General features: G+C 51.9%; 10 protein-coding genes. All 10 read left to right on the forward strand.

The window, feature by feature from the left end:
* Positions 1-125 precede the first annotated feature (125 nt).
* Positions 126-3,284: a SusC/RagA family TonB-linked outer membrane protein gene (locus ACYVBJ_RS13265; RefSeq protein WP_460982783.1), complete on the forward strand. Its 3,159-nt coding sequence runs from the start codon at positions 126-128 to the stop codon at positions 3,282-3,284.
* A 32-nt stretch (positions 3,285-3,316) separates the two neighbouring features.
* The gene (locus ACYVBJ_RS13270; protein ID WP_460982784.1) at positions 3,317-4,876 is read left to right on the forward strand and encodes a RagB/SusD family nutrient uptake outer membrane protein; all 1,560 of its coding nucleotides are present in this window, start codon (positions 3,317-3,319) and stop codon (positions 4,874-4,876) included.
* A 327-nt stretch (positions 4,877-5,203) separates the two neighbouring features.
* Positions 5,204-8,521: a SusC/RagA family TonB-linked outer membrane protein gene (locus tag ACYVBJ_RS13275; RefSeq protein ID WP_460982785.1), complete on the forward strand. Its 3,318-nt coding sequence runs from the start codon at positions 5,204-5,206 to the stop codon at positions 8,519-8,521.
* A 26-nt stretch (positions 8,522-8,547) separates the two neighbouring features.
* Positions 8,548-10,254: a RagB/SusD family nutrient uptake outer membrane protein gene (locus ACYVBJ_RS13280; protein WP_460982786.1), complete on the forward strand. Its 1,707-nt coding sequence runs from the start codon at positions 8,548-8,550 to the stop codon at positions 10,252-10,254.
* An 84-nt stretch (positions 10,255-10,338) separates the two neighbouring features.
* Positions 10,339-11,649 carry a Gfo/Idh/MocA family protein gene (locus tag ACYVBJ_RS13285; protein ID WP_460982787.1) on the forward strand — a complete coding sequence of 437 codons (1,311 nt, stop codon included), beginning with the start codon at positions 10,339-10,341 and terminating at the stop codon, positions 11,647-11,649.
* 36 nt (positions 11,650-11,685) lie between these two features.
* Entirely contained in the window at positions 11,686-12,108 is a 423-nt protein-coding gene (gene tsaE / locus ACYVBJ_RS13290) for a tRNA (adenosine(37)-N6)-threonylcarbamoyltransferase complex ATPase subunit type 1 TsaE (protein ID WP_460982788.1), read from the forward strand.
* Between the two features lie 61 nt (positions 12,109-12,169).
* Entirely contained in the window at positions 12,170-13,381 is a 1,212-nt protein-coding gene (locus tag ACYVBJ_RS13295) for an alanine dehydrogenase (RefSeq protein ID WP_460982789.1), read from the forward strand.
* A gap of 92 nt (positions 13,382-13,473) precedes the next feature.
* Entirely contained in the window at positions 13,474-13,878 is a 405-nt protein-coding gene (locus ACYVBJ_RS13300) for a hypothetical protein (protein WP_460982790.1), read from the forward strand.
* A 437-nt stretch (positions 13,879-14,315) separates the two neighbouring features.
* A complete protein-coding gene (gene gyrB / locus ACYVBJ_RS13305) occupies positions 14,316-16,316 on the forward strand; it encodes a DNA topoisomerase (ATP-hydrolyzing) subunit B (protein ID WP_460982791.1) in 2,001 nt (666 codons plus the stop codon).
* Positions 16,317-16,384: 68 nt separating this feature from the next.
* Positions 16,385-18,721 carry a polyphosphate kinase 1 gene (gene ppk1, locus ACYVBJ_RS13310; RefSeq protein WP_460982792.1) on the forward strand — a complete coding sequence of 779 codons (2,337 nt, stop codon included), beginning with the start codon at positions 16,385-16,387 and terminating at the stop codon, positions 18,719-18,721.
* Positions 18,722-18,728 lie beyond the last annotated feature (7 nt).

Here is an 18,728-nt window from a genome sequence, read left to right on the forward strand (position 1 = left end):
GCCTTTTTCGTGAACAAATCTCGAGCTTAGATTAAAAGAGGATTAATTAGAAGTTTGCCGGGGTTGACTTTAAGGAATGATACACTGTGTATCAATAATAACATGTTCCATTAATCAACCTTACGATGAAAAACTATTTACAACGGACATTCCGCGCTATTCCGCTGCTTTTCCTGAGTTGGCTGTTATGCGTAGAGGGTATGGCCCAGGACCGCCGGATTTCCGGTCAGGTAAAAGACGAAACCGGAACCGGTTTGCCAGGTGTCAGCATTGTGCTGAAAGGCAGCACGCAGGGAACCACCAGCGATGCAGAAGGGAATTACACAGTAGCGGTTACGGGAGCGAATCCGGTTATTGTGTTTTCATACGTGGGCTATTTATCGCAGGAAGTAGCCGTCGGCAGCAGATCCACTGTTGACGTATCGCTCAAAGCAGACGATAAAACCCTGGATGAGATTGTCGTCATTGGGTACGGTACCCAACGTAAATCAGACCTTACGGGTGCCGTTGCCACCGTAAAGCAGTCCCAATTGCTGGAACGGCCCGCGTCCTCGCTGAATCAGGCACTATCAGGCCGGATGCCGGGCGTGCAGGTAAATACTAACTCCGGGCGGCCCGGCGGACGTAGCACCATCCGGATTCGGGGGTTCAGTTCGATTAACTCGTCGAACAACCCTTTATACGTAGTAGACGGCGTAATGCTGCCCCAGGGTACCCAAAGCCAGTTTAGCTCGGCCATTGATTACATCAACCCGAATGATATTGTCTCGGTTGAAGTACTTAAAGACGCTTCGTCAACGGCGATTTACGGAGCCAGAGGAGCCAACGGTGTCATTCTGGTAACGACCAAGAAAGGAAAGGCCGGTGAAGGTACCGTTACGTATAACGCCGATTTTAGCGTAAACACCATTGGCCCGAACCGGCCCCGGGTGCTGAACGCCCGCGAATATCTGGCAACGGAAGACCTGGCCTATGCAAACATTGCCAAATACGACCCGGCGGGCTGGGCGGCTGGTAAATACACGAACCTGGACCCCGTGGCCCGTCGCCGGAAATTCAGCGCCGATCACCCCGGCGTATTCGACGCTAACCTGAATCCGCTGTACGATACCGACTGGTTCAAAGAAACAACCCAGAACAAACTGTCGCAGAACCACCAGCTCGGCTTCAGCGGTGGCAACGAACGCACGCAGTATTCGCTGTCGCTGGGCTATCGGAACGACGAAGGGCTCATCAAAACGTCGTATATGAAGCGTTACTCTGCCCGGTTCACCATCGACGATCAGGTAAAGAAATGGCTGAAAGTGGGCGGTACGCTTAGTTACAACAACCAGTCTGAAAACCTGGTCGACATCAACGACGCCGTTGCTCGTCAGATTGTCGAGGATTTCCCGTTTCTGCCCGTAAAATATGCAGATGGTACGTATGCCAGCAACCGGGATTATCCGAGTGCTGAAGGCTCATTCAGTTCGATGCACCGGCTGATGGACCGGCGCTATATCCTGAACACACAAACCACGCTGGGTAGCTTATACAGCAACATCAACATTGCTAAAGGGCTGGAGATGCGAACGGTATTGGGCGTGAACATCCTGACGCAGGAAAACAACGAGTCGCAAACCCGCACCCTGAACCCCGGTCAGTTTGGGAACGCAGCCGGCCGGAATCAGAAAGAAACCTTCTGGTCGCTCGAAAACTACCTGACCTACAACCGCAAAATCGGCGAAGACCATTCGTTCACGGGGCTGCTGGGTATTTCCTGGCAGGAAACCAATTTCTTCCGGATCAGCGCTACGGTACAGAATTTCGCCACGGATTACTTTGGCTTCAATAACCTCGGTGCCGGGGCAACGAACCCTCAGGTTCAATCGGAAGCGCGTCGCTTTGCGTTTAACTCGTATTTCGGACGTATCAACTACGGTTACAAAGACAAGTATCTGCTGACGGTTACGGGCCGGGCTGATGGTTCGTCTAAATTCGGAGAAAACCACAAGTTTGCGTTCTTCCCGTCGGCCGCCCTGGCCTGGCGCGTATCGGAAGAGGATTTCCTGAAAACAAATCCGATTATTTCTAACCTGAAACTACGTACCAGTTACGGCTTAACGGGTAACTCGGAGATTCCGCCCTACTCATCCCTGGCACTGCTCAGCTCGAACTTTTCGACCCTCTATAACGATACACGCGTTGGCGGAACGGGTCTTGACCGGCTGGCTAACCCCGATCTGCGCTGGGAAAAAACGGCTCAAACCGACGTTGGGTTAGAAATCGGCCTGTTCAAAGGGCGGGTATCGCTGGAAGCCGATTACTATTACCGGCTGACTACCGACATGCTGCTCGATGCTCCGGTTCCCCGCACCAGCGGCTATGGCACCATCCGTCGGAACGTCGGTTCGATGCAAAACGCCGGTTTCGAATTTGGGATAAATACGGTGAACATCGACCGGGGCGGCTTTACCTGGAACACCTCGTTCAACATTTCGCTCAACCGCAACAAGGTTCTTTCGCTGGCTACACCTTCGGACATCTTCAACGTGGGCGGTCCTAACTTCACAAACCCAACAAACATCATCCGCGTTGGAGAGCCGGTCGGTTCGTTCTGGGGCCTGACCCGCGTTGGTACCTGGAGTGAAGCCGAACGCGAAGAAGCCGCTAAGTTTACCAGCTACCGCAACAACCTGACCATCCTGCCCGGCGACATTAAGTATCTGGACGTGAACGGCGACAAGGCGATCACCGATGCCGACCGGAGCATCATTGGCAACGGCAGCCCGAAAGGCTGGGGTGCCCTGACCAACAACCTGCGCTACAAGAACTTCGATGCTACGCTTGAACTCCAGTTCATGTATGGAAATGACGTAATGCTGATGAACCTGCACGCCAGCGAAGACCGCCAGGCCCTGGCCAACAGCTATACGTCGGTACTCAACGCCTGGACACCGCAGAACCAGAACACGCCAATCGCTGAAGTTCGGGAGACCCGCGCAGGCTACGTAACCAACGTAGACAGCCATTGGATCAAGGACGGTTCGTTCCTGCGGGGCCGCAACCTGCTGTTCGGCTACACTTTGCCCAGCCAGGTTGCCAACCGGATTAAAGTGAGCCGACTGCGTTTCTACGCTACCGTTCAGAACTTCTTCCTGCTGGTAGACGATCCGATTGTGGGCGATCCGGAAGTAACCCCGACCAACCAGGGCAACGACAACAGTGCCTTCTCACAAGGGATGATCTGGCACAACTATCCAAAACCAACGACGTATATGTTGGGCCTCCAGCTTTCTCTTTAATTCGGTAACGATCTCAACTATTGATGCTTATTATGAAATCTCCCCTTATAAAACATATAACCAGAGCGGTGTTATGTGGATCGGTGCTGATCGGCCCGGTTGGCTGCTCTGATTTCCTGGACGAGAAAGCACCCTCGAACCTGACATCGGATAGCTTCTACACCATCCCTGACCACGCAGAAGCCGCGCTGGCTTCGGTATACGCCAGCCTGCGGTTTATCGGCGACGGTGCCAATATCTTCTCGAATAACTGGCAGTTGCTGGAAGCCCTTACCGGTACGTCTACGACCGAGACAGCCCAGAACTCGGACCTTAACAACTTGTATAGCCTGTCGCACGACGGCAACACGACCCATATTGTTAACTACTGGAACGGGTTGTACCGGGTCATTGCGCAGGCCAATCAGGTCATTGCGAAGGTCCCAACTATTACGATGCCGGAAACCCAACGTACCAAGATCCTGGGTGAAGCCCGATTCCTGCGGTCGTGGGCGTATTTCCAAGCCGTTCGGCTGTGGGGCGATGTGCCGCTTGTGACAAAACCCCAAACCATTCAGTCGGAAGATTTCCGACCTACGCGCGCTCCGCAGGAAGATGTGTATAAGCTCATCGTAGAAGACCTGACTGCAGCGGAAAGCGCCGGTCTGCCCTGGATGGACGTGAGTGGTCGCGTCAACCAGGCGGCCGTGAAAACACAGCTGTCCAAAGTTTATCTGACCATGGCTGGATTTCCGCTAAGTAAAGGGGCACCGTATTACAAACTAGCTGCCGACAAAGCGTACGAAGTCATTACGTACGCAAACTCGAAGCCGTCGGAAATCAACCTGTTCACGACCTACGAAGACGTACATAAGGAAAGTACGGAAAATCGGCTGGAGCACCTGTTCATGCTTCAGTACAACACTGTTGTGGCCGGTAACCCAATGGAAAACTTCTACGGAAACTTTAAGCCAATCAACTACAACGGGCCAACAGGAACGGGAAGTTCGGTACCAACGGCTTCGTTTTACAATTCGTATGAACCGGGCGATCTGCGGGCTAAAGATCAGGAAGGGTATTTCTACACTACGTACTTCACGAACGGTACGGGTGCCCGCTTTGACTTAGGCGCTCCCTACGTGTTCAAGCATTTTAACCGCACGGCTAACGGTACGTTTGGCGTACCCGGCACGCGGTTGAACAACCTCAACGTACCACAGATCCGGTACGCTGAAACGTTGCTGCTCTATGCCGAAGCTCAGAACGAAGTTGGCGGACCAACCCCTGAAGCTTACGACGCCCTGAAACGCATTCGCGACCGGGCCAAATTAACAACTCCCGCTTTAGGTGCCTTTAACCAGGCTTCGTTCCGGGAAGCGGTCTGGCGGGAGCGCTGGCACGAGCTGTGCTACGAGCAGATCACCTGGTTCGATATGATTCGTCTGCGGAAAGTGTATAACGAGAAAACCAACGGCTTCGACGAATTCGTTGGCCACGTTAACCTCAGCACGAATAAAGCGCTGGAACAGAAGCATCTGCTGCTACCGATCCCCCGCCAGGAGCTGCTGAATAACCCTAATCTGAAAACTCAGAATCCGGGTTATCCAAACTAAGGCGTAGTTGATGCACTTATAGCACACGCTAAAGCACGTACGTACTAAGATTAATCTAGAACAGGTAATAAGTAGGGCAAACTTACTTATTACCTGTTTTTTTATTTATATGCCTAAGTATTTATACAATACTGTTTCAGAAGTATACAATTACAATTTACCACCGCATTTACGACAAATAGGTATATATTGTATCATTCATATACATTATCCATTATAAAATATTATTCTTCAAAGCATGGTTAGAAGTATGCTTATACCCTCTTTAGGGTACTATTACTTAATCTCTATACCGTATATCTCCCATTTTTAACCAATCTATTCATTATGAACAATGCTTTACGCAAAGCGTACCGCAGTTTGCCATTGCTTGTCCTGAGCTGGCTACTGTGCGTAAGTGCGTTTGCTCAAGACCGTAAGATTACGGGTCGGGTAACGGACGGAAACGACAACAGTCCCTTACCAGGTGCTAACGTCGTTATCAAAGGCACGTCGACAGGGATGGTCACCGATGCGAACGGGCAGTTTTCGTTAAGTGTTGCTCCCGGCCGCGATGTACTGACTATTTCGGCGATCGGTTTTGCAGCGCAGGAGGTGAACATAGGAAACCGGACCACGATCAACATCGCGATGGTGCCGGACATAAAGACGCTGAACGAAGTGGTCGTAACGGGCTATGGCGCGCAGGCGAAACGCGACATTACCGGAGCGGTTGCTACGGTAGACGTAAAAGAAGCCCTGAAAGTCCCCGTAACGAACGTATCACAAGCCTTGCAGGGACGAGTGGCCGGTGTACAGATCGGAAACGATAACTCACCGGGTGGTGGCGTCATGGTACGTATCCGCGGATTCGGTACGCTGAACGACAACTCGCCACTCTACATCATTGATGGTGTTCCCACCAAAGGCTCGAACAACACCATTAACCCGAATGATGTCGAATCCATTCAGGTCCTGAAAGATGCGTCAGCTGCGTCGATTTACGGTTCACGCGCCGGTAACGGGGTTGTGATTATCACCACCAAAAAAGGAAAAGCGGGTAAGCCCAAGTTTACGTATGACGTTTATTACGGCAGCCAGCAACCCGGCAAAACGCTCAGCCTCCTCAATACGCAGCAATACGCTGATCTGCTCTGGGAATCCCGGATTAACGCTACCAATACACTGGTAAATGGTGTGGCCACGCCAAACGCTGGTCAGACGGCGCTGATCTATCCAAAAAATGCCCAGTTTGGCAGCGGGTCAAAGCCGGTTATTCCTGACTACATTTTTCCGGATGGTGCCTCGGAAGGCGACCCACGCCTGGCCCGTAACCCGGATGGCAGCTACGTCAACTATTCGAATGACATTGATGCCGCTGACTTCCGCAAAACGAAGTTTTTAATTACCAAAGCTAATAAAGAGGGTACGAACTGGATGGACGAGATTTTCGATCCGGCTCCCATTCAGAACCACCAGCTGGGCGTGTCAGGCGGTAATGAAAGTGGTCGGTACGCCATGTCGCTGAACTATTTCAACCAGCAGGGTATCTTGAAATACACCGGCTACAAACGGTATTCGGTCCGGGCCAACACGGAGTTCAACGTCAGCAAGCGGGTTCGGATTGGCGAGAACCTGCAAATTGCGTTTGGCGAGCGCGTTGGGGGCGGTAACTCAACCCAAAGTGCAACGGCGAACAACAACGAAAGCAACGCCATTTCGATGGCCTTCCGGATTCAGCCCATCATTCCGGTATACGACGTAGCGGGTAATTTTGCCGGTACCAAAGGGGGTGACCTCGATAACGCCCGGAACCCGGTTGCGCTGCTGTACCGGAACAAAGACAACGTCAATAAAGACATGCGGGTGTTCGGTAATGCCTACGCTGAGATCGACATTCTGAAAGGACTGACGGCTAAAACCAGCTTCGGGATCGACTACAATACGTTCAACATCCGGGCCTATACGCCACGCGACGTCGAATCGTCGGAGTCAGCGGGTGCCAACAGCATGTTTGCCCGGAACGAGTATGGCTACACCTGGACCTGGTATAATACGTTGACCTACAACGGCGAAATTGGCAGCAACATTCGCTATAGCCTGATCGCGGGAACGGAGTCCATTAAGAATTACTTCGAATTCCTGCGGGGTGACCGGAGCCGCTTTGCCGACGATGGGCTCGAAAACCGCTACCTCGACGCCGGTAACGCCGGTACGTCGACCAACACCAACGGCGCGTCGAACTGGGCGCTGGCCTCTGAATTTGCCAAAGCCAACTTTGCCTTCTTCGATAAATACCTGATTGATGCTACACTCCGTCGGGACCGCTCCTCCCGCTTCGCGTCGGCAAACCGGGTGGCTTACTTCCCGGCCGTTTCGGCGGGCTGGCGTGTTTCGAAGGAATCGTTCATGGCACCTATGGCAGGATGGCTCGATGACCTCAAATTACGGGCTGCGTATGGACAAACGGGTAACCAGGAAATCGGGAATTACAACCCGTTCCTGATTTACGCGACGAACCCAACCAACTCCTTCTATGATCTCAACGGGTCCCGGACCTCTTCGATTCAGGGCTACCAGCTCGATCAATTCGGGAACGCAAACGCGAAGTGGGAAACCACAACCTCGGTTGACTTTGGTCTGGATGCATCGCTGTTCAAAGGAAAAATCGACCTGACCTTCGACTGGTTCAGCCGGAAAACGACCAATGCGCTCTTCCCGGTCGAAGTGCAGTCTACCCAAGGCGTTGCCACCAACCCCTTCCAGAATATTGCGGAATTTACCAACAAAGGCATTGAGCTAGGTATAAATCACAACGGTCGGACCGTGGGTGGTCAGTTGACGTACAGCATTGGCGCCAACATATCGACCTACCGGAACCTGGTAACGAAAACCGACGGAAACCCATCTACCCAGTACTTCGGTTTCGGCACTCGTCTGCCCGCCATGACCGTTACGCAGGCTGGTTATCCGATCTCGTCGTTCTTCGGCTACGTCATCGATGGCATCTACCAGTCTGACGAAGCCGCTAAAGCGGGACCGGTACAATTCGGCGGTGGCCAGAACAACCTGGCGGGTGCCTTTATCTTCCGCGATGTGAACGGCGACAAGAAAATTGACGCCAACGACCGGACCATTATCGGCAACCCGCACCCAAGCTACAGCTACGGCGTGAACGTAAACGTTGGCTACAAAAACTTCAACTTAACGCTGTTTGGGCAGGGCGTACAGGGTAACCAGATCTTCAACTACGTTCGGTACTGGACGGATTTCCCCACCTTCGGCGGTAACCGCAGCACCCGTATGTACAATGAGTCGTGGCGGCCGGGCAAGACCGATGCCAAACTCCCAATTCTGCGCTCGAACGACAACATCAGCTCGAACCCATCGACGTACTACCTGGAACCAGGCAGCTACCTGCGGCTCAAAAACGTTCAGTTGTCGTACAACTTACCCCGCACGCTGATGAGCAAACTAGGCGTGAGCAACGCAACGGTATACGTACAGGGCCAAAACCTGCTGACGGTAACGCAATACACGGGTCTTGATCCGGAAATCAACCTGCGTGATTCGAGCGGATCAGGCAACGACCGCCACATTGGCGTTGACGAAGCCGCGTATCCTGTGGCACGCACCTTCCTGGTAGGGCTAAACCTGGCGTTCTAACCCATCCGTTAATCTGACTTTATCTCATGAAAAAAATAACCATATTCGTAAGCCTGCTGACATTCGGTATAGTGACCGGCTGCAGCGAGAAGTTCCTGGATGTACAGCCGAAAGCGGTGCTGGGTGCTGAAAACTTTAACAATCGGGTTGGGGTAAACTACCTGCTGGTAGGCGCCTATTCCTTACTCGACGGCTGGGGAGCTGGCGGTACGTCCTACCACAGCTCGTCTGACAACTGGGTGTATGGAAGCATTGCTGCCGACGATGCCTATAAAGGCTCTACCTCGGGTGACCAACCGGAAGCGGGTTACATTGAAACCAAGAATATCCAGCCCGACAATACGTATTTCCGGGGGAAATGGCGGGCGGTCTACGACGGTGTTGCGCGTTCCAATGACGTGATCCAGGCCGTTGGCAAAGCCACTGACATGAGCAATGATGAAAAGACGCAGGCCATTGCTCAGGCACGCTTCTTACGGGGCCATTATCACTTTGAAGTCAAAAAGGTGTTTAACATGGTGCCGTACATCGACGATAAGCTTTACGATCCGCTCAATCTGAATAGCACCAAAGTGCCGAATGACAAGGACATCTGGCCGAACATCGTTGACGACCTTAAGTTTGCCTACGATAATCTGCCGGAAGTACAATCGCAGAAAGGCCGTGCTACCAAATGGGCTGCTGCGGCTATGCTGGCGAAAGCGTATGTGTTTCAGCAGAAGTGGGCCGAAGCGAAGCCCTTGCTGGAAGCGATCATCAACAGCGGTAAATATCGGCTGATGGATCGGTACCACGATAATTTCAGGACGGTTACCAACAACAACGCCGAGTCGATCTTCGAGATCCAGTTTTCGGTAAATGATGGTACGGGTGAGAATGGCAACAACGGAGCCGTGCTGAACTACCCCTACGCGGGCCCTACTACGTGCTGCGGCTTCTTCCAGCCCGCTCAGAACCTGGTGAATGCCTTTAAAACCGATGCTAATGGACTGCCTTTACCCGCTACGTTCAATGATTCGGACGTAACCAGCGATCAGGGTATCGAATCAACCCAGGCGTTTACGCCTTACGCCGGAACGATTGACCCCCGGCTCGACTGGACGGTTGGTCGCCGGGGCATTCCTTTCCTGGACTGGGGGGTGATGCCGGGTAAGGCCTGGGTTCGTGACCAGGGGAATGGCGGTCCATACGAAGGGAAGAAGCACCTGTTTTACCGGACCGATGTCGGCACCAATACGTTCTCCAGCAACTCCCGCCTGAATGCCAACAACTACCGCATGATTCGTCTGTCGCACGTATACCTGTGGCTGGCCGAAGCAGAGGTAGAGGTAGGAAGTCTGGAAAAAGCGCGTGAATACGTGAACATCATCCGTAAGCGGGCCGCTAATCCAGATGGGTTCGTGAAAACGGATGCGGGTCAACCAGCCGCTAACTACGTAGTTGGCCAGTATACAACGCCCTGGGCCGACAAGGCAGCAGCCCGCACGGCCGTGCGGTTTGAGCACCGGCTGGAGTTCGCGATGGAAGGCCACCGCTTCTTCGATCTGGTTCGCTGGGGTATGGCCGATCAGGTGCTGAACGAATACATGAGCAAGGAAAAGCGCCTTCGTACGTACTTCAACGGCGCGTCTTTTGTAAAAGGTAAACATGAGTATTATCCCATTCCGCTCCAGGAAATCCTGAACAGTAAAGTAGCCGGTAAGGAAACGCTGAAGCAGAACCCAGGGTATTGATTTAGTCAGTTGGTAAACTAGTGGGCAGTAGGCAGTAAAGGTTGCCTATTGCCCACTTTTGCTTCTGTCAAAACCTTTAAACTCATGCAAGAACTCTCTGCTCAACCCAACCGCCGAACGTTTCTCAAGCAAGCGGCCGGCCTGTCGGCGTTTTACATTGTCCCCCGTCATGTGCTGGGCCGCGGTTATCTGGCCCCCAGCGACCAGATAACGGTCGGGTTTATTGGCCTCGGCAAGCAAAGCGGAGGCTTACGAAATCAGTTTCTGAAAAACGACGCCAGAATCATTGCCGCCTGCGACGTAGACCAGTCGAAACAGGTCACGTTCGTTGAGGCCGTTAATACGTTCTACGCCAGCAAAACCGACAAAAGCGCTTACAACGGCTGCCAGCGGTACGACGATTACCGCCAGTTGCTCGGCAGTAAGGATATTGACGCTGTGGTGATTGCCACGCCCGACCACTGGCACAGTGTCATCGCTATTCAGGCGGCTAAAGCGGGTAAAGACATCTACTGCGAAAAACCGCTTGCTTTAACCGTAGAAGAAGGCCGCGACATGGTAAAAGCCACCCGCAAACACAAACGCGTTTTTCAGACCGGAAATATGCAGCGCTCCTGGAAAGAATTCAGACAGGCAGTCGAGCTGGTACGTAACGGCTACATCGGCACAGTGAAAACCATTAACGTAAATGTAGGTGGCCCACCGCGGCCGTGGGATCTTGAAGCCCAGCCCCTACCGGCTGGCATAAACTGGAATGCCTGGCTGGGACCGAATACGGTCAATCGGCCGTATAACAACGTGCTTTTGCCAACCCCAAAAGATACGTTCTGGGGTCAGTGGCGCGACATCGACGAGTTTGGCGGTGGCGGAATGACCGACTGGGGCGCTCACATGTTCGACATTGCGCAGTGGGGGTTAGATATGGATAACTCGGGACCGGTTGAGCTGACGCCCCCCGCCCGGTCCGACGCTTCGGACAAAAGCGGAAAAGGGCTGATCTATCGCTATGCCAATGGCGTAGAAATGCACCACAAGCCGGTCGAGGGCAAGCAGTTCTGCCAGTTTATTGGTACAGAAGGGGAAGTAAAAGTGGCCAGGGGCGAACTGACTACAACACCCGCTGCGCTGAAAGACAAAGTCATCGGCGCAACCGAGAAGCACGTTTACTTCAGCGATAATCATTATAAAGACTTTCTGGATGCGATCCGCAGCCGCAAAAACCCGATCAGCGACGTAGAGGTCGGTCATCGCACCGCTTCCGTCTGTACGATTGGTAATATCGCATACCGGCTCAACCGCCCACTACGCTGGAATCCCGATAAAGAAAAGTTTGAAAACGACGCCGAAGCAAACCGTCTGCTTAGCCGACCCATGCGCAAAGAATGGTCCGCCTAAAATCTGTATCTTTGCGGCCTGTACTCAGTATAGCCTATGAAACGCCATTTCCACCGACTCGATGAACTCGATACCGTAGCCCACCAGCTACTGGCAGAGGGGCGTACCGAGTCGGTGTGGTTATTTGAAGGCGAGATGGGAGCGGGTAAAACCACACTCATTAAAGCGCTTTGCCGCGCACTGGGCGTGATTAGTATGGTACAAAGCCCAACCTTTTCGATTGTAAACGAGTATACTACACACGAAGGCAAATCGGTGTATCATTTCGATTGCTACCGGCTACGTAATGAAGCCGAAGCGCTGGATATTGGTATCGAAGAATATTTTGATTCAGACGCATACTGTTTTATTGAATGGCCGGAACGCATCACGTCATTATGGCCCGCCACGTATTTCCAGGTACAGCTGTCGGCCGACCCCGACGGTCGTCGAACGGTAGAAACTAAATTAGTCGACTAAGCAAGCTTACCGGTGAGTTGCCAAGGCTCGCCGGTAAGCCCAACCCATAAACGTCATCGCATTGACTGGATTTGAGGAATTGGCCAAGCAAACGGCCCTTTACCCGAAGGAAGCGCCACTGGCCGTAAAAACAAGCCGGAATAGCCTGCTCATCGGGTTACCGAAGGAAGTTTCTCTTCAGGAGAACCGCATCGCGCTCACCCCGGAAGCGGTTGCCATCCTTGTCCGACACGGCCATAACGTAATCGTTGAGCAGGGAGCTGGTGAAAAAGCAAAATTTCCGGATAGTGAATACAGTGAAGCGGGCGCTCAGATCGCGTATTCCCCCCAGGAGGTGTACGAGGCTAATCTGATTCTAAAAATCGAGCCCCTCATCGACGGTGAATTCGAGCACATCAAATCGGGAAGTACCGTCATCTCAGCCCTTAATCTACCGGCTCACGAACGGGGTTATTTCGAAAAAATCAACGAAAAAAACCTGACCGCGTTCGGTTACGAATACATTGAAGATAAAGCTGGTAATATGCCCGTTATTCGTTCCATGAGCGAAATAGCGGGCAGTACGGTTATGCTCATCGCGGGCGAATACCTCAGCAATGCCGATAACGGCCGGGGCATTATCCTGGGAGGAATCACGGGGGTTCCGCCTACGAAAGTGGTGATGCTCGGAGCCGGAACGGTTACGGAGTATGCCATTCGAACGGCCCTCGGCATGGGTTCCGACGTGAAAGTGTTTGACAAGTATCTGTATAAACTCCAGCGGCTCAAATACGCCGTTGGCCAGCACATCTACACGTCCATCATCGACTCCGATACGTTGACCGAGGCCATCCAGCGGGCCGACGTAGTAATTGGTGCTATGCGGGCCGAAGACGGCCTGAGCCCCGTTGTGGTAACCGAAGAAATGATCGGACGTATGAAACCAGGCTCGGTTATCATCGACGTATCCATCGATCAGGGCGGCAACTTTGAAACGTCCCGGATGACGACCCACAAGCAGCCTACGTACAAGCACATGGATGTCATTCACTACTGCGTTCCAAACATCGCAGCCCGCGTGGCCTATACGGCTAGCATGGCACTCAGCAATATCTTTCTGCCTTTTCTGCTCGAAACGGGCACAACCGGTGGTATTGAGCAGATGATGTACGCGAACCGTTGGTTTATGAAAGGTGTTTATGCTCATAAAGGAACGCTCACCAACGCGTATATCGCCCGGAAGTTCAATATGCGCTTCAAGGACCTTGATTTACTGTTGGCCGCGAGGTTTTAACTTTTAGTCAGTAGAAGTGGGGAGAGAGGAGCGAGAATGTCGACACTTAAGATTATTCTCACTCCTCTCTCCCCACTTCTAACTCCCGTAAAATGATACACCACAGCAACGAAAATACCATACTCGACGACGCAAATTCTCCCGAAATTAACAAACGGTTGATGGGTGAGATTTCGTCAGATTTTGTAAAAGTGGCCGACCAACTGAAAGAAGCGTCGTATCAGATTCGGACACGCGGCTTCTCGGAGTATCCGGTCTTTGTCGCATCCCGCCGGGAGGTACCCGTAGGGCAACTGCTGATTGGCCCCCAGGAACTCGAAAACCAGTGGACCTATAAGGCCTCATTTCTTGACGAGTTTATTCAGCGCGCCCTGATTGGACAGGAGTCGATCGAATTGTGGAAAGAGAATTACAAAAAGCCGGACGAGTATTGCTGCCTGTTTGTCGTTCACGGTGACTTTGCGGGTTTTGTGTATGTCCCCTACCCCGAAGATTGACCCGTTTTCAGCTTTGTTTATAAGCCGAATCAGTTGCTGATTCGGCTTTTTCTTTTAGACAATGTTCCTGCTGAGCAATACACCGGCCGGAAGCCGACAGCGCTGTCGTTCGTACCTCCGCTTACCCTCGTCCATAATAATACTTTTCCATGATTTAGCCCAACGGCCTGTAATCCATTTGTCTTGGGTTTATCCGGTCGATACAACTGATTTCAAAAACGCGCTCAACGTTATGATTTAGGCCTTTTTGCGCTCGAAAAACCAAGGACATGGCGAACAATTGGGCGTATAATCAATTTTATGTATATTCAGGCAATCTTGCCGAAATGAGTAGGAAACGATCGTTTTTTTTTGTATTTTTACAATCTGTAAACCCACCTTACGGGACCAGAATAAGAGCCCGATAAAGTATACTTTCTGACATCTAATAGCATACTATGACCAACGAACTGATTGAAGCAGATGCTCCCGTCGCTATTCCAGAAGCTAAGGCGTATGGAGCAGACAGCATTACCGTTTTAGAAGGTCTCGAAGCCGTCCGCAAACGTCCGGCCATGTACATCGGAGACGTTGGCGTGAAAGGTTTACACCACTTGATTTGGGAAGTCGTCGACAACTCTATTGACGAAGCGTTAGCGGGTTACTGTGATACGATTCACGTAACCATCAACGCCGATAACTCCATCACGGTGCGGGACAACGGCCGGGGCATTCCGACAGGCATCAATACGAAAACTGGTAAGTCAGCGCTTGAAATTGCAATGACGGTGCTGCACGCCGGTGGCAAGTTCGACAAAGACACGTATAAAGTATCGGGCGGTTTGCATGGTGTGGGCGTTTCCTGCGTGAATGCACTCTCAACCGACGTACGCGTAGAAGTACACCGCGAAGGCAAAATATTTGAGCAGGAATACAAAATCGGCGTTCCCCAGTACGACGTGCGTGTAATTGGCGACGCTGACGATACCGGCACCATTACGCATTTCAAACCCGATGGCAGCATCTTCACCGAAACGGTTTATCGGTACGATACCGTAGCAGGCCGCCTGCGCGAACTGGCTTATCTGAACAAAGGCATTCGCATTTCCCTGAAAGACATGCGTGAGCTTGACGAACAGGGTGAGCCCATCAATCAGACTGAATTTATCTCGGAAGGCGGTTTAGTAGAGTTCGTTAAGTACTTGGACGAAACCCGCCCTTCGCTCGATGGCATGCAACCGGTGTATATGGAAAGCACCAAAGGCAGCACACCCGTTCAGGTAGCTTTAGTTTACAACTACGAAGCAGGCGAGAACGTATTGTCGTACGTCAACAACATCAACACCCACGAGGGTGGTACGCACGTACAAGGCTTCCGGTCGGCGCTGACCCGCGTATTGAAAAATTACGCGGACAAAAACACGGACAAATTTAAAAACCTCGGCAAACTGACCTTTACGGGCGAAGACTTCCGGAAAGGATTAACAGCGGTGGTATCGGTAAAGGTACAGGAACCTCAGTTCGAAGGCCAGACAAAAACCAAACTGGGCAATCAGGACGTAGTGAGCGCCGTAAGTCAGGCGATGGCTGATCTGCTCGAAACCTGGTTGGAAGAGAACCCCAAAACGGCCCAGGGCATTGTCAAAAAGGTGCTGGTATCCGCTCAGGCACGTATTGCGGCTGAACAGGCGTATAAACGTATCATGGCCGACCGTAAAGATTTTATGAGTGGCATGGGTTTACCCGGCAAACTGGCCGACTGCTCCGACACCGATCCGGAAAAGTGTGAACTCTACCTGGTAGAGGGTGACTCAGCGGGCGGTACGGCGAAACAGGGCCGTAACCGGGCGTTCCAGGCTATTCTGCCGTTACGTGGCAAGATCCTGAACGTAGAGAAAGCCATGGAGCACAAAATCTACGAGAACGAAGAGATCAAGAATATCTGGACCGCCCTGGGCGTCCGGCTGGAGAAAAAAGACGATGAGACGGTGATGAACCTGGATAAGCTTCGTTACCACAAGATCATCATCATGACGGATGCCGACGTCGATGGCAGCCACATCCGGACGCTGATCCTGACGTTGTTCTACCGGAATATGAAAGCCTTGATTGACAACGGCTACATCTATATCGCTCAGCCGCCCCTGTATCTGGTTAAGAAAGGTAAAGAAGAGCGGTACTGCTGGACCGAGGCTCAGCGCGAAGCAGCGGTGAAAGAACTGGCAGGCAGTGGCCGGGAAGAAAATGTCGGTGTACAACGTTACAAAGGGTTAGGTGAGATGAACGCCGAACAACTCTGGAGTACGACGATGAATCCTGACACCCGCAGTCTGAAAGTCGTTACGGTCGAGTCGGCCGCCGATGCCGACCACGTCTTCTCAACCCTGATGGGCGACGAAGTCGCTCCCCGACGTGACTTCATCGAACGAAACGCGAAATACGCCCGAGTGGATGTTTAACCGAATGATAACACAAAGCGGGCCGAAATGCCCGCTTTTTTGTTGTAATTCAAAGTTCAAATACGTGTATGCGTTATTCCTTAAACCCCAACCGTACAATTTTGGGCAACTTAGTTTCCAAACTCACGCATCGACAGGCAAATACCCCTGAACAGGTACCCGACAAGATGGCAAAGGTTAGCGAAAAAGTTAGCAGCGTTATTGATCAGAGCAACTACCTTAGCCGCGACCTCAGCTGGCTGAAATTCAACGAGCGCGTTCTGGATCAGGCTCGTCGTACAAACCGTACGCTCATGGAACGGCTAAAGTTCTTAGCTATTTCAGCCTCTAATCTGGACGAATTTTTCATGATCCGCGTGGGTAGTCTTTATAACTATCTGGATTACCATAAGCAGCGGGTCGATTACTCCGGTTTGCGGGAAGTACCCTTCCGGAAAGCCTTGTACACAACCGCTCAGCAATTTTGCCGCGACCAGCAAGCCGTTTTCCTGGAACAGTTGCTGCCATTGTTTGCCGAGAATGGCCTTGAGTTAGCTACGTACGAAGAGTTAACCGCTGAGGAACAGGACGTTGCTACCGATTATTTTGACCGCGCTATCTACCCGACGCTGACGCCAATGCTGTACGACTACACGCATACGTTCCCAGTGTTGCTGGCAAAAGTTCTCATTTTCGGGGTTGTCACACAAAACCCGGATGGTGCCGATCTGAAAAGTCTACGGTCGGAAGATGAAGACGAGCGGCAGCGGCTTTCGTTCGTTCAGATTCCCGCCAACCTTCCCCGGTTCCTGTCGTTCGAGCGGGATGACCGAATGGTATTTGTTCCTATTGAGGAGATCGTTCGGCACAATATCAAAAAGCTGTACCGAAACATCGAAATCCTGTCGATCAATCTGTTTCGGATTACCCGTAATGGCGATTTTACGCTTGATGAGAACGACGACGACGAAGTTGATTTTATCGACGAAGTTCGTCAAAAAATTAAGAATCGGCGGTTAGGGCGAGTTACGCGCGTTGAGGTGGAAACGAGTCCTAAGAATTCAATCGGCTCGCCCTGGATGCTTAATTTATTAAAGAAGCGTTGGGAAATTGATGATCTGAACATCTTCGAAACCCAGACATTGCTTGATTTTTCGGCGTTCTGGCAGATCATTGGCCATCCGGACTTCAAAGACGATATGCCGCGTCCACAGGCACCGGTTCCTCCGCTGGGACTGGGGCGGGATAAAACCGATGATATATTTGAAGTAATTAAGCAACGCGACTTACTGCTCCATCATCCCTACAACAATTTTGAGCCAGTGTTGCAGCTACTTGAACAAGCTGCTGAAGATCCGCATGTGCTGGCTATAAAGATTACCGTATATCGACTGGCGAAACGGTCACGCGTTACGGAAGCCTTGCTGAAAGCGGCCGAAAACGGAAAACACGTATCAGTACTGTTTGAAGTGAAGGCCCGTTTCGACGAGGAAAACAACATACGTGAAGCGCAGCGGCTTCAAAAAGCGGGCTGTTTCGTTATCTACGGCATCAGCCGGTATAAGACGCACACAAAGCTGTTGCTGGTTGTTCGAAATGAAGGAAGCCGCGTAGTGCGGTATGCACACATGGCGACTGGCAACTACAACGAGGATACCTCACGCCTGTACACCGATATTGGCCTGTTAACGACGAACGAAATCTACACCCACGATATATCAGAGTTCTTCAACGTCATTACCGGCCACTCGTTGCCGAACGAGTACCAGTACCTGATTACGGCCCCACGCGGTATGCGCCAGCAGTTGCTGGGCTTGATTCAGATGGAGGCCGAAAACGCACGGCATGGATTGCCCAGCGGCATCTGCATCAAAGTCAACTCGCTGGAAGACAAAGAGGTTATCGACGAATTGTACAAAGCCTCGCAGGCGGGTGTGCCTATCCGGCTGATCGTTCGCAGCATTTGCTGCCTGCGTCCTCATCGGGTGGGTCTGAGCGAAAATATTACGGTTCGCTCAATCGTTGGCGATTTTCTGGAGCACACCCGGATCTACTATTTCCATAACAACGGCGATCCAAAAATATACGGTGGCAGCGCCGACATTATGGTACGTAGCTTCGACCGACGTATCGAATCCCTATTTTTCCTGGCCGATCCGCGGGTTAAGCAGTTAGCTACGTTGATTCTAACGTATAATTTGCTCGATAACGTCAACGCTTTCGAGTTGGAAGAAGACGGTAACTTTAAGAAATGTGAAGTACCCGCCAATGTGCAGCCCTTCAACATGCACCAGCGGTTTTTTAGCGTTACCGAACAGGAAGTGATGGAGTCGCGGCTGTTTGATCCCCAAATCAAGCCAGCAGAAATCGCTCAGATTGAGGAGGAATATCAGGAAGGGGCCGAACGGGCCATCGCGAATATATGACGAACGC

The sequence above is a fragment of the Spirosoma fluminis genome, from assembly GCF_054778895.1.